Source organism: Methylobacterium jeotgali, from assembly GCF_022179345.1.
GTDB lineage: Bacteria > Pseudomonadota > Alphaproteobacteria > Rhizobiales > Beijerinckiaceae > Methylobacterium > Methylobacterium jeotgali.
The window spans coordinates 1-18681 of sequence record NZ_BPQR01000081.1; the positions used below are offsets into that span (position 1 = coordinate 1).

General features: G+C 71.2%; 15 protein-coding genes. 8 read left to right on the forward strand and 7 right to left on the reverse strand.

Going from position 1 to position 18681, the window contains the following annotated elements:
- Positions 1-196 precede the first annotated feature (196 nt).
- Positions 197-517: a hypothetical protein gene (locus tag MFF04_RS19335; RefSeq protein WP_238278224.1), complete on the forward strand. Its 321-nt coding sequence runs from the start codon at positions 197-199 to the stop codon at positions 515-517.
- 6 nt (positions 518-523) lie between these two features.
- On the opposite strand, the gene MFF04_RS19340 is transcribed toward MFF04_RS19335, so the two are convergent.
- On the reverse strand, positions 524-985 hold the full coding sequence (locus MFF04_RS19340) for a Ros/MucR family transcriptional regulator (protein WP_238278226.1): 462 nt from the start codon (positions 983-985) through the stop codon (positions 524-526).
- 285 nt (positions 986-1270) lie between these two features.
- Between MFF04_RS19340 and MFF04_RS19345 the strand changes: the two genes are divergently transcribed.
- Positions 1271-1444: a hypothetical protein gene (locus MFF04_RS19345; protein WP_238278228.1), complete on the forward strand. Its 174-nt coding sequence runs from the start codon at positions 1271-1273 to the stop codon at positions 1442-1444.
- A gap of 70 nt (positions 1445-1514) precedes the next feature.
- Here the strand turns inward: MFF04_RS19345 and MFF04_RS19350 are convergent, their stop codons facing one another.
- From MFF04_RS19350 to MFF04_RS19360, 3 genes are all read right to left on the reverse strand, one after another.
- On the reverse strand, positions 1515-2690 hold the full coding sequence (locus MFF04_RS19350; protein WP_238278230.1) for an ABC transporter permease: 1176 nt from the start codon (positions 2688-2690) through the stop codon (positions 1515-1517).
- Between the two features lie 28 nt (positions 2691-2718).
- On the reverse strand, positions 2719-3156 hold the full coding sequence (locus MFF04_RS19355; protein WP_238278232.1) for a DUF4112 domain-containing protein: 438 nt from the start codon (positions 3154-3156) through the stop codon (positions 2719-2721).
- 90 nt (positions 3157-3246) lie between these two features.
- Positions 3247-4401 carry an aminotransferase gene (locus tag MFF04_RS19360; protein WP_238278234.1) on the reverse strand — a complete coding sequence of 385 codons (1155 nt, stop codon included), beginning with the start codon at positions 4399-4401 and terminating at the stop codon, positions 3247-3249.
- A gap of 334 nt (positions 4402-4735) precedes the next feature.
- On the opposite strand from MFF04_RS19360, the gene MFF04_RS19365 reads away from it, so the two are divergent.
- The 6 genes from MFF04_RS19365 (at position 4736) to zwf (ending at position 16170) form a co-directional block, all read left to right on the forward strand.
- Positions 4736-4978: a hypothetical protein gene (locus tag MFF04_RS19365; RefSeq protein ID WP_238278236.1), complete on the forward strand. Its 243-nt coding sequence runs from the start codon at positions 4736-4738 to the stop codon at positions 4976-4978.
- 218 nt (positions 4979-5196) lie between these two features.
- Positions 5197-6516, forward strand: a complete 1320-nt coding sequence (locus tag MFF04_RS19370) for an MdtA/MuxA family multidrug efflux RND transporter periplasmic adaptor subunit (protein WP_238278253.1) — start codon at positions 5197-5199, stop codon at positions 6514-6516.
- A 25-nt stretch (positions 6517-6541) separates the two neighbouring features.
- On the forward strand, positions 6542-9664 hold the full coding sequence (locus MFF04_RS19375; protein ID WP_238278255.1) for a multidrug efflux RND transporter permease subunit: 3123 nt from the start codon (positions 6542-6544) through the stop codon (positions 9662-9664).
- Positions 9661-12993, forward strand: a complete 3333-nt coding sequence (locus MFF04_RS19380) for an efflux RND transporter permease subunit (RefSeq protein ID WP_238278258.1) — start codon at positions 9661-9663, stop codon at positions 12991-12993. The genes MFF04_RS19375 and MFF04_RS19380 overlap by 4 nt, the downstream gene beginning before the upstream one ends.
- 95 nt (positions 12994-13088) lie before the next feature.
- A complete protein-coding gene (locus MFF04_RS19385) occupies positions 13089-14528 on the forward strand; it encodes an efflux transporter outer membrane subunit (RefSeq protein ID WP_238278340.1) in 1440 nt (479 codons plus the stop codon).
- A 124-nt stretch (positions 14529-14652) separates the two neighbouring features.
- Positions 14653-16170, forward strand: a complete 1518-nt coding sequence (gene zwf / locus MFF04_RS19390) for a glucose-6-phosphate dehydrogenase (protein ID WP_238278260.1) — start codon at positions 14653-14655, stop codon at positions 16168-16170.
- Between the two features lie 3 nt (positions 16171-16173).
- Here the strand turns inward: zwf and MFF04_RS19395 are convergent, their stop codons facing one another.
- The 3 genes from MFF04_RS19395 to MFF04_RS19405 form a co-directional block, all read right to left on the reverse strand.
- Positions 16174-16953 (reverse strand): restriction endonuclease, encoded by a 780-nt coding sequence (locus MFF04_RS19395; RefSeq protein WP_238278262.1) that lies wholly within the window; start codon positions 16951-16953, stop codon positions 16174-16176.
- 218 nt (positions 16954-17171) lie between these two features.
- Positions 17172-17669, reverse strand: a complete 498-nt coding sequence (locus MFF04_RS19400; RefSeq protein ID WP_238278264.1) for a Ros/MucR family transcriptional regulator — start codon at positions 17667-17669, stop codon at positions 17172-17174.
- 278 nt (positions 17670-17947) lie between these two features.
- Entirely contained in the window at positions 17948-18649 is a 702-nt protein-coding gene (locus tag MFF04_RS19405; RefSeq protein WP_238278266.1) for a class II aldolase/adducin family protein, read from the reverse strand.
- Between the last annotated feature and the right edge of the window lie 32 nt (positions 18650-18681).

Below are 18681 nucleotides of genomic sequence, written 5' to 3' on the forward strand. Positions count from 1 at the left end.
TCGGCGGCCTCTCATCCCCTGCAACAACCGCCAATCGGTAACGCGGCTCGAAACGAAGCCCGGGAGACGCCGGCCCGACGCGATCGGGTCGGATCGATCTCCGGGTGCGTCCAGGTTCGGGACGATCCCGGTCACGAAGCGTTAACCGTGCGTCAGGCCCGAGCGTCGAAGACTCGACGGCCTTCCGGAGCGCTTCGTGACCGCCCGATCCCTCACCCTGGCCCTGCCGCTGCTCGTCGGGCTCTCCTGCCCCGGCGAGGCCGGCGAGGCTGGCGTCCGCTACGCCGCCTGGAACGGCTGCCTCTCGCGCAGCTTCGCGAGCCAGGCTGCCTTGACCGGCCGCGCGATCGCCGCCGACGCGGCGCTGCGCGACTGCCGCGAGGCCGAGGACGCCTATCTCGCCGCGCTCTCGACCTCGCCGCTCCTCGATGGCGACGACATCGCCCGCGTGCGCCCGGCGCTCCTGACCCGCGCCCGCGCCTCGCTCATCGCGCGGCCCCGGCGGCTGGGTCTCTGAGCGGATTCAGGCGGCGCGACGGCTTTCCCCGCCGAGTCGGGCGGCCATGCGCACCGGCTGGCCGAGGCCGATCTCGCGCGCGAGCCGCGAGCGGCGCTCCGAGTACTCGGAGGCGGTGGTGGGATAATCCACCGGCAGGCCGTAGCGCTGGCGGTAGGCGGCGGGCGTCAGCCCGTGCTTGGCGAGATGCCGCTTGAGGGTCTTGTAGGACTTGCCGTCGATGAAGCTCACGAGCGCCTCCGGCTGGACGGATCGGCGGATCTGCGCCGGGCTCGGCCTGACGGCAGCCACCGCGACCTCGTCGACTGCCTGTGCCGCCCCGTCGAGGGCCGCGAGCGCCCGGTGGATCTCGGCCATCAGGTTGGGAAGCTGCTCCGTCGGAAGAGCGTTGCGCGATACGTAGGCCGACGCGATCTCGGCCGTCCGCGCGAGCCGCTGTGCGGCCCGTGATACTGTCTGCTCGGTCATTTTCTATCTCGATCGATCGATCGTCCCCTTGCGGGGGTAAGTAATCGCCTCGGCGCGTGGCACAACCGCCGCATCGAGCGGATGAGACACATCATCGCGATTGAAGAGCGACCTCGAAAATATCGGTCAGAGCCGGGGTTTTTCCGACTTTGTTTCCGAAAATGTCCGTTCGCCTCCGCTCATCCCGCCCGCGTGCGGGGAAACTTGTGCGCCGGCAGCGAGTTGGACCAGCGAGCACGGCCCGCCCGCCGGGTCAGGCGCCGTCGCCACGGAGGACAATCCCGCATGAAGGCTCTCGCAGCCCTGAGCGCCGTCGCGCTCCTTCTCGCTACCCCGGTCCTCGCGCAGGGGCGCGATCCGTCGAGCTCGTCGGGCGCGGCGAGCAACGCCGAGCAGAACAACAAGCCCCGGCCCAACAGCGCCGGCGGTGGCGGCGGTGGCGGCGGCGGCGGGCAGTAAGCCCCGGCCGTCTCCGGTCCGCCTTTCGAAGAGGCCGTCGGTCCCGGGAGGGGCCGGCGGTCTTTCCGTTTCAGGCGAAGGTCTTGCGGGGGTCGAAGGCGTCGCGCACCGCCTCGCCGGCGAAGATCAGGAGGCTCAGCATCACCGCGACGACGGCAAAGCCCGTCAGCCCCAGCCAGGGCGCCTGGATGTTGTCCTTGCCCTGGGCGAGCAGCTCGCCGAGCGAGGGCGAGCCGGGAGGCAGGCCGAAGCCGAGGAAGTCGAGCGAGGTCAGCGTCGTGATCGAGCCGTTCAGGATGAAGGGCAGGAAGGTCAGCGTCGCGACCATGGCGTTCGGCAGGAGGTGGCGGGTCATGATGCGCAGGTTCGAGAGGCCGAGGGCGCGGGCGGCGCGCACGTACTCGAAGTTGCGCGCGCGCAGAAACTCCGCCCGCACCACGCCGACCAGGGCCACCCACGAGAACAGCAGCATGATGCCGAGCAGCACGAAGAAGCCCGGCGCGATGAAGGCCGAGATGATGATGATGAGGTAGAGGGTCGGGATGCCGCCCCAGACCTCGATGAAGCGCTGGAAGGCGAGGTCGACCCAACCGCCGAAATAGCCCTGCACGGCCCCGGCCACGACCCCGACGAGGGAGGAGACCGCCGCGAGCGCCAGCCCGAACAGCACCGAGATGCGGAAGCCGTAGATCACCCGCGCCAGCACGTCGCGGGTGGTGTTGTCGGTGCCGAGCCAGTGCCACTCGATGTCGCGGCAGCCGCTGCCGCCGGCGCGCTCGGCGACCGGGCGGCACTGATCGTCGGTCAGCATCCAGGTCGGCGGCGAGGGCGAGGGCGTCGGCAGGTCGGAGAGGATGGTGTCGTAGGAGTAGGGGATCGGCGGCCAGATCGCCCAGCCGTTCTCGGCGATCTCCCGGCGGGTCTCCGGCGCGCGGTAGTCGGTGCGGGCGAGAAAGCCCCCGAACTTCTCCTCCGGGTAGTCGACCAGCACCGGCACCAGCCACTCGCCCTTGTAGGAGACCAGGAGCGGCCGGTCGTTGGCGATGAACTCCGCGAACAGGCTGACCACGAACAGCGCGAGGAAGATCGCGAAGGACCAGAAGCCGAGCCGGTTGCGGCGGAAGTTCGAGAGCCGCCGCCGGTTGATCGGCGACAATCCGCGCCGCGTGGTCGGCGTCACGATCGCCTGGGCGCCGGGGAGCGGCGGCTGCACGGGGGCTCTCGTTCCGCGGGCGAGCTCGTTCATGGGCTCAGGTCCCCGCCGCCCGCTATGCTCAGTCGAGCCGGGTGGCCGTGCCCTCGATCTCGCCGAGGCGCACCGCCCCGGTGCGCTCCAGGTGACGGCGCAGCAGGCGGACGTTGCGCCGGTTGGCCTTGAAGGCGGCGTCGAACAGGTCGCCCGCGACAGGCACCGCACCCACCAGACCGTCGAAGGCGATGTTCATCGCCATGCGCGCCTGGATGTGCCGGGGCACCCCTAGACGGCGCGCCTCGAACAGGATGTAGGAGGACAGCACCATGCCGGCGAAGTCGCCGACGATGGGGATGAGGCCCAGCGCCGCGTCGATGCCGACCCGGCGGTTGAGCCCCGGCAGCAGGAAGGCCGAGTCGAGCAGGAAGGCGAGCTTCTCGAGGCGCAGCAGCGTCGCCTCGTGGCTCATGTCGGCGAAGCGGTAGGGCGTCTGCGCGCCGGCAGCGTTCTGGAAGGCCATCGCGGGGTCCCGGAGGGAAGCGGTCATCCGGCAGCATGTGGCCCCGGGCCCGCGAGCCGGCAAGGTTGCGCGAGGCGACGGGACGCAGGCTCACGCGGCCGTCCGCACGAAGGCCGCGATCCGCTCCAGACCCGCGTCCAGCGTCGCGTCGCTCTTGCAGAAGCAGAGGCGCACAAGGCTGCGCACCGCCGCGTCCGGGTAGAAGGCGCTCACGGGGATCGCCGCGACGCCGTGCTCGCGGATCAGCCGGTCGCAGAACGCGGCGTCCTCGCCGAGACCGAGGCGGGCAATGTCGACGTTGACGAACCAGGTCGCCTGAGAGGGCAGCACGTCGAGGCCGATCGCCCGCAGGCCCTCGCTCAGGCGGTCGCGGGAGCGGGCGTAGCCGGCGCGCATCCCCGTGAAGTAGGCGTCCTCCTTCGCGAGCCCGTAGGCGACCGCCTCCTGGAGGTTCGGGGGCGTGGTGAAGCACAGGAACTGGTGTGCCTTGGCGATGACCCGCATCAGGCGCGCGTCCGCCATCACGAAGCCGACCTTCCAGCCGGTGAGCGAGAAGATCTTGCCCGCCGAGCCGATCTTCACGGTCCGCCCGCGCATCCCCGGCAGCGCCATCAGGGGGACGTGGCGGGCGCCGTCGAAGACGACGTGCTCCCAGACCTCGTCGCAGACCGCCGTCACGTCGAACCGTTCGCAGTACCGGGCGAGGAGGGCGAGATCCTCCTCCGGCAGCATCGTCGCTGAGGGGTTGAGGGGGTTGTTGAGCACCACGACCCGGGTGCGCGCATTGAAGGCGTCGGCGAGGTCGGCCTCGGCGAGCCGGAAGGCCGGCGGCCTCAGGCGCACGATCCGGGGGATGCCGCCGGCGAGCCGCACCAGCGGCAGGTAGGCGTCGTAGAGGGGCGCGAACAGCACGACCTCGTCGCCGGGCTCAATCAGCCCGAGCAGGGAGGCGGCGAGCGCCTCGGTGGCGCCGGAGGTCACGATCACCTCGGTGACGGGGTCGAGATCGAGCCCCTGGTGCCGCGCGTAGTGGCCGGCCACTGCCTCGCGCAGGGCCGGGATGCCCATCATCGACGGGTACTGGTTGTATCCGTGAAGCGTCGCCTCCGCCGCTTTGGCCCGGATGTCGGCGGGCCCGGCCTCGTCGGGAAAGCCCTGGCCGAGATTGATCGCGCCGAGCTCCCGCGACAGGCTCGACATCACCTCGAAGACCGTCGTCGGCAGGCTGGAGAAGACCGGATTCATGCGATGCGGACGGCCGGGCGGGGTACCCCTGCGGGCACGGAGGGAGGGGCTGTAGCATGGGCCCACGCGAGACCGAAATGTGCGCGACCGCACGTCGGTGACGCCCTGGCGGCCGGTCGCGGCTGACGAATGTTGACTTTCATCAGTCGTGATCCGATCTTCCTGACACACGGCTGGAGCGGCCCGTCGCCGCCAGGGACTCCGCCCCCTCGTCCCGGGATGCGATGTGCCGCTCCGGTCGTGGTCCTCTTCGAAAGGCCGCCTTTACGGGCGGCCTTTTTTCGTGCCTGCATTCCGCGTCGGGACGACGTGCGCACCGGAGCGGGAGGAGCCCTTGAAGGACGCGGCCGCATCGCCGGGCGGAAGCCGGCTCTCCCTGAGCCTCTGTCTTGCGGGCGCGCTCGTCGCCTGCGGCCTCGGGCTCGGCCTGCGCCGGGCCATCCCCGTCATCCCCGTCGACGAGCCCTTCCGGGAGGTGCTGCGCTTCTACCGCTCGCTGCCGCCGCTTCCGGCACGGGAGGGGCGTTCCGTCGCGCCTCCGGCCAGCAACACGCCCGAAACCCGCGCGCCGTACTAGGGTCTCAATGGGCGGGCATGGCCCGCTCCGCTCTATGAGGTACATGAGCGCGCGCGAGGGGGCGCGGACCGGGAAGGATCGGGCACGATCCCCAGCGGTCGGCGAGGCGTCGCGGCGAGGAGCTTGACCGGCGCGCGCGTTCCGCGGCGTGGTCCCCGAGGGGGACCGCTCCGGCACGACGCCCGCGGCTCCGCCCCGCGCCGCCGTTCGAGGCAGGCATGAACGAGAGCTCACCGATCCGGCGGGACAAGGCCCGCGCCTATCCGGAGGTCGAGGCTCCCGCCGCACCGGTGCGGCGGCGCTCGCGGCTGGTCCGCTGGATGCTGATCGCGCTGCTGCTGGCCGGCGCGGGGGCGATCGCGCATCGCTGGACCGAGTCGCGCACCCAGACCTCGGGCGGATCCGGCACGGGCCGTGGCACCGGCGGGCCGGGCCGCTTCGCGGACATGCCGCAGGCGGTGGGCATCGCCACGATCGCGGCCGGCGACATGCCGATCGTGCTCCAGGGGCTCGGCACGGTGACGCCGCTCGCCACCGTGACGGTGCGCTCGCAGCTCAGCGGCTACCTCACCGAGATCGGCTTCCGCGAGGGCCAGACGGTCAAGAAAGGCGACTTCCTCGCCCAGATCGACGCCCGGCCCTACGAGGCGCTGCTCGCGCAGTACCAGGGCCAGCTCGCCCGCGACCAGGCGCTGCTCCAGAACTCGCGCCTCGACCTCGCCCGCTTCCAGACCCTGAACCGCCAGGACTCGATCTCGAAGCAGAACGTCGACACCCAGGCGGCCCTGGTGAAGCAGAACGAGGGCACGGTCGCCTCCGACCAGGCGCTCGTCGACCAGCAGAAGCTCAACATCGCCTACGCGCGCATCACCGCGCCGGTGGAGGGCCGCGTCGGCCTGCGCCAGATCGATCAGGGCAACTACGTCACCGCCGCGAGCACGGCGATCGTCGTGGTCACGCAGCTCCACCCGATCTCGGTGGTGTTCACCCTGCCCGAGGACGACGTGGCCCGCGTGATGCGGCGCCTGCGCGAGGGCGCCAAGCTGATGGTGCGCGCCTACGACCGGGGCGACGCCCACGAGATCGCCTCGGGCGACCTCGACACGGTCGACAACCAGATCGACACCACCACCGGTACGGTGAAGCTGCGTGCGCTGTTCCGGAACGACGACGAGGGGCTGTTCCCCAATCAGTTCGTCAACGCCAAGCTCACCGTCGATACGATCCGCGGCGCGGCCCTGGTGCCGACCGCCGCGATCCTGCGGGGGACGCCGGGCACCTACGTCTACCTGATGGAGGGCGACGACAAGGTCGTCGTCCGCAAGATCGCGGTCGGCGAGAGCGACGGCACCCGCACCGTCGTCACCGAGGGGCTGAAGGTCGGCGACCGCGTCGTCACCGACGGCACCGACCGCCTGCGCGACGGCGGCCCGGTACGGATCACCAGCGCCGACGGCACCGCGACCGCCGCGCCTCCCGCAGGCGCCCCCGGTGCGGAGGGCGAGCGCCCCCGCGGCCGCCGCCGGCAAGCGCCGTGAGGGAGGCCGCCGGGCGGCCCCGCGCATGAACCCCTCGCGCCTCTTCATCCTGCGCCCCGTCGCGACGACGCTCCTGATGCTGGCGATCCTGATCGTCGGCGGGGTCTCGTACTTCAACCTGCCGGTCTCGGCCCTGCCGGCGGTCGACTATCCGACGATCCAGGTCCAGACCTTCTACCCCGGCGCCAGCCCCGAGGTGATGACCTCGGCCGTCACCGCGCCGCTGGAGCGGCAGTTCGGCCAGGTGCCGAACCTCAACCAGATGACCTCGCAATCCTCGGCGGGCGCCTCGGTCATCACGCTCCAGTTCAACCTCGACCTTCCCCTCGACATCGCCGAGCAGCAGGTCCAGGCCGCGATCAACGCCGCCGGGAACCTGCTGCCGAGCGACCTGCCGGCGCCGCCCGTCTACGCCAAGGTGAACCCCGCCGACGCCCCCGTCCTGACGCTGGCGCTGACCTCGAAGACCCTGCCGCTCACCCAGGTGCGCGACCTCGCCGAGACCCGCCTCGCCCAGAAGATCAGCCAGGTGGCCGGCGTCGGCCTCGTCAGCATGGGCGGCGGCCAGCGGCCGGCGGTGCGCATCCGCTTCAACTCGCGCTCGCTCGCCGCCTACGGGCTCAACATCGACGACCTGCGCACCACCATCGGCAACCTCAACGTCAACACGCCGAAGGGCACCATCGACGGGCCGAAGCAGTCCTACGCCATCAACGCCAACGACCAGATCCGCGACCCTCAGGTCTACGCGGACGCGATCATCGCCTACCGTAACGGCGCACCGGTGCGCCTGTCGGACGTCGCAGACGTGATCGACGGCGCCGAGAACACCAAGCTCGGCGCCTGGATGGACGAGACGCCCGCCGTCATCCTCAACATCCAGCGCCAGCCCGGCGCCAACGTCATCGCCACCGTCGACCGCATCAAGGCGCTGCTGCCCCAGCTCCAGGCGAGCCTGCCGGCAGCGATCGCGGTGGCGCCGCTCACCGATCGCACGGTGACGATCCGCGCCTCCGTCGAGGACGTGCAGTTCGAGCTCGGGCTCGCCATCGCGTTGGTCGTGCTGGTGATCTTCCTGTTCCTGCGGAGCCTCTCGGCGACGCTGATCCCGAGCCTGTCGGTGCCGCTCTCGCTCATCGGCGCGCTGGCGATCATGGACCTCTACGGGTTCTCGCTGGACAACCTCTCCCTGATGGCGCTCGTCATCGCCACGGGCTTCGTCGTCGACGACGCCATCGTGGTGATCGAGAACATCGCCCGGCACGTCGAGGAGGGCGAGGCGCCCCTGGAGGCGGCGCTCAAGGGAAGCCGCGAGATCGGCTTCACCATCATCTCGCTCACCGTCTCGCTGATCGCGGTGCTGATCCCGCTGCTCTTCATGGGCGACGTGGTCGGGCGGCTGTTCCACGAGTTCGCGATCACGCTGGCGGCCACCATCGTGATCTCGGCGGTGGTCTCGCTCACCCTGGTGCCGATGCTCTGCGCGCGCCTCCTCAAGCACGTGCCGGAGCAGGCCGTGCGCCGGGAGGGCCCGATCTCGCGCCTCGGACGCCGGGCGATCGACGGCACCATCGCCGCCTACGGGCGGGCGCTGCGGGTGGTGCTCGCCCACCAGGGGCTGACGCTCCTCGTGACGCTGGGCACGGTGGCGCTGACGGGCTGGCTGTTCGTGGTGATCCCGAAGGGCTTCTTCCCCGTCCAGGACACCGGCGTCGTCCAGGGCATCACCCAGGCCGACCAGACCGTCTCCTACGCTGCGATGGCCGAGCGGCAGGGGCAGCTCGCCGCGATCGTCGTCCGGGACCCGGACGTGGCGAGCCTGTCCTCCTTCATCGGCGTCGACGGGCAGAACGTCACGCTGAACTCCGGCCGCTTCCTCATCAACCTGAAGCCCCGCTCCGAACGCACCGCCACGGCGAGCGAGATCATCCGACGGATCACCGCGGCAAGCACCGCCGTGTCCGGCATCCGCCTCACCATGCAGCCGGTCCAGGACCTGACCATCGACACCTCGGTGTCGGCGGCCCAGTACCAGGTGATCCTGGAGAACCCCGATCTCGACGCCTTCGACACCTGGGTGCCCCGCTTCACCGAGGCGTTCGCGCGCTCGCCCCTCGTCGCGGACGTGTCGAGCGACCACCAGGGCAGCGGGCTCGCCGCCTACGTCACCATCGACCGGGCGACGGCGGGCCGCTACGGCATCACCCCGGCCTCCGTCGACAACGCCCTCTACGACGCCTTCGGCCAGCGCATCATCTCGACGATCTTCACCCAGTCGAACCAGTACCGGGTGATCCTCGAGGCGGACCCGGCGCTCCACACCACGCTGGAGAGCCTCAACCGCATCTACCTGCCCTCCTCGACGGCGACGAACGGGCAGGTGCCGCTCTCGGCGGTGGCCCGCGTCGAGGAGCGGCGGGCGCCGCTGCTCATCGGCCATCTCGGCCAGTTTCCGGCGACGACCGTCTCCTTCAACCTCGCCCCCGGCGCGGCGCTGGGGCAGGCGGTGGAGGCGATCGAGCGCACGCGCCGGGAGATCGGCCTGCCGGACTCCTTCCGGGTGGTGCCGCAGGGCTCGGTCTTCGCCTTCCAGTCGGCGCTCGGCAACGAGCTGCTCTTGGTGCTCGCGGCGGTCGTCACCGTCTACATCGTGCTCGGGGTGCTCTACGAGAGCTTCATCCACCCGATCACCATCCTCTCGACCCTGCCCTCAGCGGGGATCGGGGCGCTGCTCGGCCTGATGCTGTTCGGGCTCTCCCTCGACATCATCGCGATCATCGGCATCGTTCTCCTCATCGGCATCGTGAAGAAGAACGCCATCATGATGATCGACTTCGCGCTCCAGGCGGAGCGCGAGGGCGGCCTCGACCCGCGCGAGGCGATCTTCCAGGCCTGCCTGCTGCGCTTCCGCCCGATCCTGATGACGACGCTCGCCGCGCTGTTCGCGGCGGTGCCGCTCATCGTCGGCACCGGCACCGGCTCGGAGCTGCGCCAGCCGCTGGGCATCGTCATCGCCGGCGGCCTCATCGTCAGCCAGGTGCTGACGCTGTTCACGACGCCGGTGATCTACCTCGCCTTCGACCGCCTCGAGCGCCGCATCTCCGGTCGCCGCAGGCCGGACCTCGCGGCCGGCGAGGCGGTGCCGTGAACATCTCCGCCCCGTTCATCCGGCGGCCCGTGGCGACGACGCTGCTCACCTTCGGGGTGCTGCTCGCGGGCATCTTCGCCTTCCTGAAGCTGCCGGTGGCGCCGCTGCCGCAGGTCGACTTCCCCGTCATCCTCGTCCAGGCGCAGATGCCGGGCGCTAGCCCCGAGACCATGGCGACCACCGTCGCGGGTCCGCTGGAACGGCGCCTCGGCGTCATCGCCGACGTCACCGAGATGACCTCCACGAGCTCGACGGGCACGGTGCGCATCGTGCTCCTGTTCGGGCTCAACCGCGACATCGACGGGGCCGCCCGCGACGTGCAGGCGGCGATCAACGCGGCCCGCGCCGACCTGCCGACGGCGCTGCGCTCGAACCCGACCTACCGCAAGTTCAATCCCGCCGACTCGCCGATCCTGATCCTGGGCCTGACCTCGGACACGCTCTCGCCCGGCCAGCTCTACGATTCCGCCGCCACGATCGTGCAGCAGAAGCTCTCGCAGCTTCCCGGCGTCGGCAACGTCGACATCGGCGGCTCCTCCCTGCCGGCGGTGCGCGTCGAGCTCGATCCGACGGCGCTGTTCCACTACGGCATCGGGCTCGAGGGCATCCGCGCGGCGCTGGCCTCGGCCAACGCCAACTCGCCGAAAGGGGCGATCGAGGCGGGCGACCGGCGCTACCAGCTCTACGCCAACGACCAGGGCCGCAAGGCGGAGGACTACCGCGACATCGTCGTGGCCTACCGCAACGGGGCCGGCGTGCGGCTGACCGATGTCGGCCGCGTCGTCGACGGGGTGGAGGACAAGCGCAACCTCGGCCTCGTCAACGGCAAGCCGGCGGTGGTGCTGTTCGTCTACAAGCAGCCGGGCTCGAACGTGGTCGAGACCATCGACGGCATCAAGGCGGCGCTGCCGCAGATGCGCGCGGCGCTGCCCGGCGACATCGACTTCACCGTCAACGGGGACCGCGCCGCCACCATCCGCGCGTCGCTCGCCGAGACCGAGGACACGCTCGTCCTCGCCGTCGGCCTCGTGGTGCTCGTGGTCTACGCCTTCCTGCGCTCCGGGCGGGCGACGCTGATCCCCGCGGTCGCCGTGCCGATCTCGATCGTCGGCACCTTCTCGGCGATGTACCTGCTCGGCTACACTCTCGACATCCTCTCCCTGATGGCGCTCATCATCGCCACGGGCTTCGTGGTGGACGACGCCATCGTCGTCCTGGAGAACATCCAGCGCCACATCGAGATGGGCAAGCCGCGCCTGGAGGCGGCGCTCGTCGGCGCGCAGGAGGTCGGCTTCACCGTCGTCTCCATGAGCCTGTCGCTGATCGCGGTGTTCCTGCCGATCCTGCTGATGGGCGGCCTCGTCGGGCGGCTCTTCCAGGAGTTCGCGGTGACGCTGTCGCTGGCGATCCTGGTCTCGCTCGTCCTCTCGCTGACGACGACGCCGATGATGTGCGCGCGCCTGCTGCGGCCGGAGCACGGCTCGGCGAAGCGCCCGGCGTGGCCCGCGCGGCTCCTCGAATCCGGCTTCTCGCGGATGCTCTCGGGCTACGAGCGCAGCCTCGGCTTCGCCATGCGCCACCGGCGGCTCGTGCTGCTGAGCCTCTTCGCGACGATCGGGCTCAACGTCTACCTCTACGTGATCGTCCCGAAGGGCTTCTTCCCCGAGCAGGATACCGGGCAGATGATGGGCGGCATCCAGGCCGACCAGCGCATCTCCTTCCAGTCGATGGAACAGAAGCTGCGCGAGGCCACCGCCATCGTGCAGGCGGACCCGGCCGTCGACAGCGTCATCGGCTTCACGGGCGGGCGCGGCACCAACTCGGCCAACGTCTTCGTCGGGCTGAAGCCGAGGGGCCAGCGCGCGCCGATCTCGGAGGTGATGAACCGCCTGCGCCCGAAGCTCTCGCGGGTGGCGGGCGCCCGGCTCTACCTGTTCCCCCGCCAGGACCTGCGCATCGGCGGCCGGCAGAGCTTCGCGCAGTACCAGTACACGCTCCAGGGCGACACGGCCGAGGAGGTCTACGCCGCCGCCCCCCGCCTGATGCAGGCGCTCCAGAAGAACCCGGTCTTCGCCGACGTCACCTCCGACCAGCAGGAGGGGGGCCTCGAGAGCCGGCTCGTCGTCGATCGGGCGACCGCCTACCGCTACGGCATCACCCCCGACAAGATCGACAACACCCTCTACGACGCCTTCGGCCAGCGGCAGGTCTCGACGATCTACAACCCGCTCAACCAGTACCACGTCGTGATGGAGATCGACTCCCGCTACCTCCAGAGCCCGGAGTCCCTGAAGACGATCTACGTCTCGACCTCCGGCGGCAAGGCGCGGGGCTCGGCCACCACCAACGCCGTCGCCGGCACCGTCGCGGCGGGGGGCGTCGTCAACGCGTCGGGCTCGAGCGCCAACACCGACACCGCCGGCCCCTCGGACCCCACGGCGGCGGCCGCGGCGGTCGCGGGCGACTCGGCCCGCAACGCCGCCTCCAACGCCATCGCCGCCTCGAAGGGGGGCGCCTCCTCCGCCGCGCCGGTCTCCAGCGCCAAGGAGACCATGGTGCCGCTCTCGGCCTTCGCCCGCTTCGAGACAGGCAACGCGCCCGTGCAGGTCAGCCACCAGGGCCTGTTCGTGGCGACGACGATCTCCTTCAACCTCGCGCCGGGCAAGAGCCTCTCGGACGCCACCGCCGCCATCGAGCAGGCCATGGCGGAGCTGCGCCTGCCCGCCACCATCCACGGCGAGTTCGCGGGCGCGGCCAAGACCTACCAGGCCTCCGCCTCCCGCCAACCGCTGCTGATCCTCGCGGCGATCCTCGCCGTCTACGCCGTGCTCGGCATCCTCTACGAGAGCTTCATCCACCCGATCACCATCCTCTCGACCCTGCCCTCGGCGGGGATCGGGGCGGTGCTGGCGCTCCTCGTCTCGGGCACGGAGTTCACGGTGATCGCGCTGATCGCGGTGTTCCTACTCATCGGCATCGTGAAGAAGAACGCCATCCTGATGATCGACTTCGCCCTCGAGGCCGAGCGCACCCGCGGGGCGTCGCCCCAGGCGGCGATCGTCGAGGCCTGCCTCTTGCGCTTCCGGCCGATCATGATGACAACGGCGGCCGCGCTTCTCGGCGCCCTGCCGCTGATCCTGGCCGGGGGCGAGGGCTCGGAGCTTCGCCGGCCTCTCGGCATCGCCATCGTCGGCGGCCTGATCGTGAGCCAGATCCTGACCCTCTACACGACGCCCGTGGTCTACCTGTACCTCGACCGGCTCCGGCACTGGGGGATCGCCCGCTGGCGCCGCCGGGGCGCCGCCCCGCAGATCCGGCCGGCCGAATGAGCACGCGCATCCCGACGGGGCTCCTTCCGCGCGGAAGGGGCCGGCTCGCCGCCTGCCTGCTGGCCGCCGCTTCGTTGCCGGGGCTCGGCGGCTGCATGGTCGGGCCCGACTACGCGCGCCCCTCCGTCGAGACGCCGCTCGCCTTCAAGCAGGGCGGCCAGCGGGAGGACAGCCTCGCCCACGTCGCCGCCGTGCGCTCCGGCTGGCGGCCGATCGCGCCGAACGACGCCGCCGAGCGCGGCGACTGGTGGCGGATCTTCAACGACCGGACGATGGACCGGCTGATCCGCCTCGTCGACGTCGACAACCAGACCCTGCGCCAATCCGTGGCGAGCTACACCCAGGCCCGCGCCCTGGTGGAGCAGGCGCGCGCCGCGCTCTACCCGACGGTGATCGGCGCGCCGGGCATCACCCGCCAGCGCGCCGCGGGCGTCCAGCGCACCACGGTCGTGCTCCAGGGCCAGGCGAGCTGGGAGCTCGACCTGTTCGGCCGCATCCGGCGCAACCTCGAGAGCGAGGTGGCGACCGCCCAGTCCGACGCGGCGGCGCTCGCGGCGACCCGCCTCGCGATCCAGGCGGAGCTCGCCACGACCTATATCGAGCTGCGCTACGCCGATTCGCTCCAGCGCCTCCTGAACGAGACCGTCGCCGCCTACAAGCGCACGCTCGCCATCGCCGAGAACCAGTACGCTGCGGGTGTCGCCGCCCGCTCCGACGTGATCACCGCGCAGACGCAGGTGCAGACCGCCGAGGCCCAGGCCATCGCCGTCGGCCTCCAACGGGCGACCTACGAGCACGCCATCGCGCTCCTCGTCGGCCGCCCCCCCTCCGAGGTGACGCTGCCGGTCACCGCGCTCGCAGCCCGGCCGCCCGCGGTGCCGGTCGGCATCCCCTCCGCGCTCCTGGAGCGGCGGCCGGACGTGGCCCAGGCCGAGCGCCTGGTCCAGGCCTCGAGCGAGCAGATCGGCGTCGCCGTGGCGGCCTTCTTCCCGACCGTGACGCTCTCGGCGAGCGGCGGCATCTCGGGCCCGACGAGCAACGGCGTGTTCTCGGCGGTCAACCAGGTCTGGTCGGTGGGCGCGGCGGGCAGTGAGGTGCTGTTCGACGGCGGTGCCCGCTCGGCAGCGCTCCAGGCCTCCCGCGCCGCCTACGAGGCCAGCGTCGCGAGCTACCGGCAGACGGTGCTGACCGCCTTCGGCGAGGTCGAGAACGGCCTCGCCGGCGTGCGCATCCTCGCCCGCCAGCAGGTCGCGCAGGACGCGGCCGTGGCCTCGGCCCGGCGCGCCGTCGAGATCGCGCTCAACGAGTACCGCGCCGGAACACAGAACTTCACCACCGTGGTCACGGCCCAGGCGCTCGCCTTCAACAACGAGGTCACGGCGCTCGGCGTGCGCCTCAACCGCTACACGACGGCGATCGCGCTGATCCGGGCGCTCGGCGGCGGCTGGGATGCGAGCCGCCTGCCCACCGGCGCCGAGTTGAAGGGCCCGCGCCTGCCGATCGATTCCGGCTCCGCCGTCCGCCCCGACGAGTAGCGCTCGCACGGATGTGACCGCGCCCGGCGGCACCGGGGACGGGGCGCGGCAGGAACGCGGGACCGGCGGAGCCGTTGGCCCGGCGCCGCGCCCGACGCGGCCCGAGCATGGAGTGCCGCCCCCGATGCATCCCTCCGAGACCGCGAAGCCCGCCACCGGGGAGACGAGCCCGGCGCCGCCCTGCACCCTGGTGATCTTCGGGGCGGCGGGCGACCTCACCAAGCGGCTCCTGATGCCGGCCCTCTACAACCTCGCAGGTGCCGGCCTCCTCGATCCCGGCTTCCAGATCCTCGGCGTCGACCACAACGAGTCCAGCGACGAGGCCCTGCGCCGCGACCTCACGCAGACGATGGAGTCCTTCACGAAGGACCGCTCCGGCGAATTCCACCCCGACCACATCGACGACGAGACCTGGGGCTTCGTGTGCGCGCGCATCCGCTTCCAGAAGGGCGATTTCGAGGATCCGGAGAGCTACGCGGCGCTGAAGGAGCGCCTCACGGGCAACGTGGTCTTCTACCTCGCGGTCTCCGCCCGCTTCTTCGGCGCGGTGGTGGAGGGCCTCGGGAAGGCCGGCCTCCTGAAGGAGAGCGGGGACGCCTTCCGCCGGGTGGTGATCGAGAAGCCCTTCGGCTCGGACCTCGCCTCCGCCAAGGCGCTGAACGCCCGCATCCTGAAGCAGGGCGACGAGCGCCAGTTCTACCGGATCGACCACTTTCTCGGAAAGGAGACGGTGCAGAGCATCCTGGCGGTGCGCTTCGCCAACACGATGCTGGAGCCGGTCTGGCGGCGGGCGTTCGTCGACCATGTCGAGATCACCGCCGCCGAGACGATCGGCGTCGAGGCACGGGGCCGCTTCTACGAGGCGACCGGAGCGCTGCGCGACATGGTGCCGAACCACCTCTTCCAGATCCTGGCGATGATCGGCATGGAGCCCCCGAAGAGCCTCGACGCCGAAGATATCAGGGACGCCAAGGCCGCCCTCATCGCCGCCGTGCGCCCGGCCGATCCCGGCGAGGCCGCCCGCGGCCAGTACGCGGCGGGCACGGTGCGCGGCAAGGCGGCGGCCGGCTACCGCGAGGAGGCGGACGTGGCGAAGGATTCGCGCGTCGAGACCTATGCCGCCCTCAAGCTCACGATCGAGAACGAGCGCTGGTCGGGCGTGCCGTTCTACCTGCGCACCGGCAAGCGCCTCGGCACCCGGCTCACCGAGGTGGCGATCCGCTTCAAGCCGACCACCCTGCCGCTGTTCCACGCCGACGGGGTCGGGCCGGCGCCGGGCAACGTCATGCGGCTGATGATCGACCCCGAGCAGGGCATCCGCACCGGCTTCACCGTGAAACGGCCCGGCCCGCGGATGCTGCTCGGACAGGCCGAGACGCATTTCGCCTACGGCGAGGCGTTCAAGGAGGCGCCGAGCGTCGGCTACGAGACGCTGCTCTACGATTGCATGACCGGCGACGCGACGCTGTTCCAGCGGGCCGACGCCATCGAGGGTGGCTGGGCCGCCGTCGAGCCGCTGCTCGAGGCCTGGAAGAGCGGGGAGCCCGAAAGCTATCCCGCCGGTTCGGAGGGGCCGCCATCGGCCGCGCACTTGGTCGAGCGGGACGGGCGCGCCTGGCTGCGGCTCGACGACGAAGCCTGAGCTTCAGCGGGCGGCCCGCCGCACCCTGGCGGAGGCGGGCAGTTCGTCGAGTTCGGCGAGGTCGTCGTGGTGGAGGAGGTGGACCCCCGTCGCTGCGGCGAGCTTGCGCGCGGCGGGGGTGAAGCCGGCATTCGAGACCACGGCCGCGGCGTCGCCGCCCCAGTAGCGGGCGGCGGCGGAAGCCTCCTGCACGGCGGCGTTGCCGACCGGGCGCCCGTAGCGCTTGCACTGGACGACGAGGCGGAACCCCTCCCGCTCGGCGAGGATGTCGGCGCCCTGGTCGCCGCTCGCCGGTGTCGGGCGCGCCTGCCAGCCCGCCGCCTCCAGCCGCGACCGGCAGAAACGCTCGTAGGCGATGCCGTCGCCCGGCGCCTCGCTCTCCTCGGCGGGCTCGGCGGCGTCGGCCGCCGCCTCCACGAGGTCGAGCATTTCAACGAAGCGCGGCTCGACGCAGTCGCCGTAGCCCTTCGCCTCCAGGGCCGGCACCAAGGTGCGCTCGACGAAGTAGGCGCGCTCCCGCTCCCAGCCGTCGCGGACCTCGTTGCCGTAGGCGTCCACGAAGCATTCCTGCCGCCGCCGCTGCGCCAGCGTCGGACCGTGGCGGCGGGCGAGGCGCCGCACGAGCCGCCGGAAGCGGGCGGGCCGGCGCAGGCGATGGAGCACGGCGAGACCCATCGCCGCAGCCGTGGCGGCGAGCATCCAGCGGCCGTAGACAAGGCCGAGGCCGCCTCCGACCACCGCGATCCAGAACAGGCGGGCGACGAGGTTCGGCCGGCCGGGCATGCCATCCTCCGGGAGGCCGCCCGGACGGGGCGGCGCCATCCCGGAAGCCTTGCCGGCCTCGGCTTGTCCCTTTCCTAACCGCGCGCGGACCGTTCAGGCCCCGCCGGGACCGGGCGCGGCGCAAGCCACTGCGAGGCCACCCGGAAACGGCCTCGGCCGCCCCCTTGCGGTGGGCGGCCGAGGGTCGAACGAGCTGTGGAAAAGGGTTCGCGCCGGGTTCAGGCCTCGGAGGCCTGGCGAGCCCGGCGGCCGCGCGGGGCGCGGGCGGGGGCCTCGGCGGCGCTCGCGGCGGGAGCGGCGCGGTTCTTCCGGCGCTGCTGGCCGAGGCCCATGTTCTTGGCGAGCTCGGAGCGGGCGGCCGCATAGTTCGGCGCCACCATCGGGTAGTCCGCCGGCAGGTTCCAGCGAACCCGGTACTCCTCCGGGGTCATGTTGTAGCGCGTGCGCAGGTGGCGCTTCAGCGACTTGAACTTCTTGCCGTCCTCCAGACAGACGATGAAGTCGGCGGTGACGGAGCGCTTCACCGGCACGGCGGGCGCCAGCGGTTCGGCCGGGGCCTCGGCGGCGTTGCTGGTCAGCTTGGCCAGGGTCGCGTGGACCGAGACGAGAAGACCGGGAAGCTCGGAGACGGGCACCGAGTTGTTGCTCACGAACGCCGACACGATATCCGAAGCAAGCTCGATGTAATCCGGCGTAATCCCGTTCTCTTCTGCCATCTCGAATCCCTCTGCAACGCAGGCGTGTTTCGTCCCAGGGCCGAGCAAGTCGGGAGCGGAAGGGAGAAAGTGCCGACGCATCCAATGCTGGCGAGGGTTATTAGGGAATCATCAATGATGGCGCAAGATGGCGTATCGCACCAAAAACAGCGGAATTCACGCTTTCGCGCAAGAAAAGCAGTCTTGCGTCGTTCTCCGGCGCGCGACGAAAGGATGAGGGCAAGCTGGAATCGGAAGAGAGTCCTACCACTCTCTTTTACGAAATTTGACTGAGCGTCTCACCGCGGCATCGCCCCGGGCCGGGTCGGCACCTCTCGACCGGATCGATCCGGATCGGCCTTGCGCGGGCCGTAGGACTTGAAGCGTTCGACTGTGCGCAAGACCTCCGCATCATCGAGAACGACCGGCGTGCCGACCTGCAGCGCGACCGCATACTGCCGGCAGAGCGCCTCCACCTCGACGGCGAGCCACAGCGCCCGCTCGAGATCGGGGCCGGTGGCGATCATGCCGTGGTTGGCGAGCAGGCAGCAGCTCCGTCCCTCGAGCGCCGCGAGCGCGGCCTCGGAGAGCGCCTGCGTCCCGTAGGGCGCGTAGGGCGCGCAGCGGATCGTCGGCCCGCCGGCCATGGCGATCATGTAGTGGACCGCCGGGATCTCCCGGCCGCAGATCGCGAAGGCGGTGGCGTAGGTCGGGTGCGCATGGACGACGGCTCCGGCCTCCGGCCGCGCCGCCAGGATGTCCCGGTGGAAGCGCCACTCCGAGGACGGCGCGAGCGGGTGGTCGAAGCGGCCCTCCATGTCCATCGCCACGATGTGCTCCGGCGCGAGCTCCTCCGGGGGGATGCCGGACGGCGTCACCAGGAAGCCGTCGCCCGCCCGCACCGAGACGTTGCCGGAGGTGCCCTGGCTGAGACCGAGCGCGATGATCCGGCGCGAGACCGAGACCACGGCCTCCCGCAACGCGCCGTCGTGAGCGGACATGGTTCTTCCCCGAGCGTCTGAGGTGCCGACGC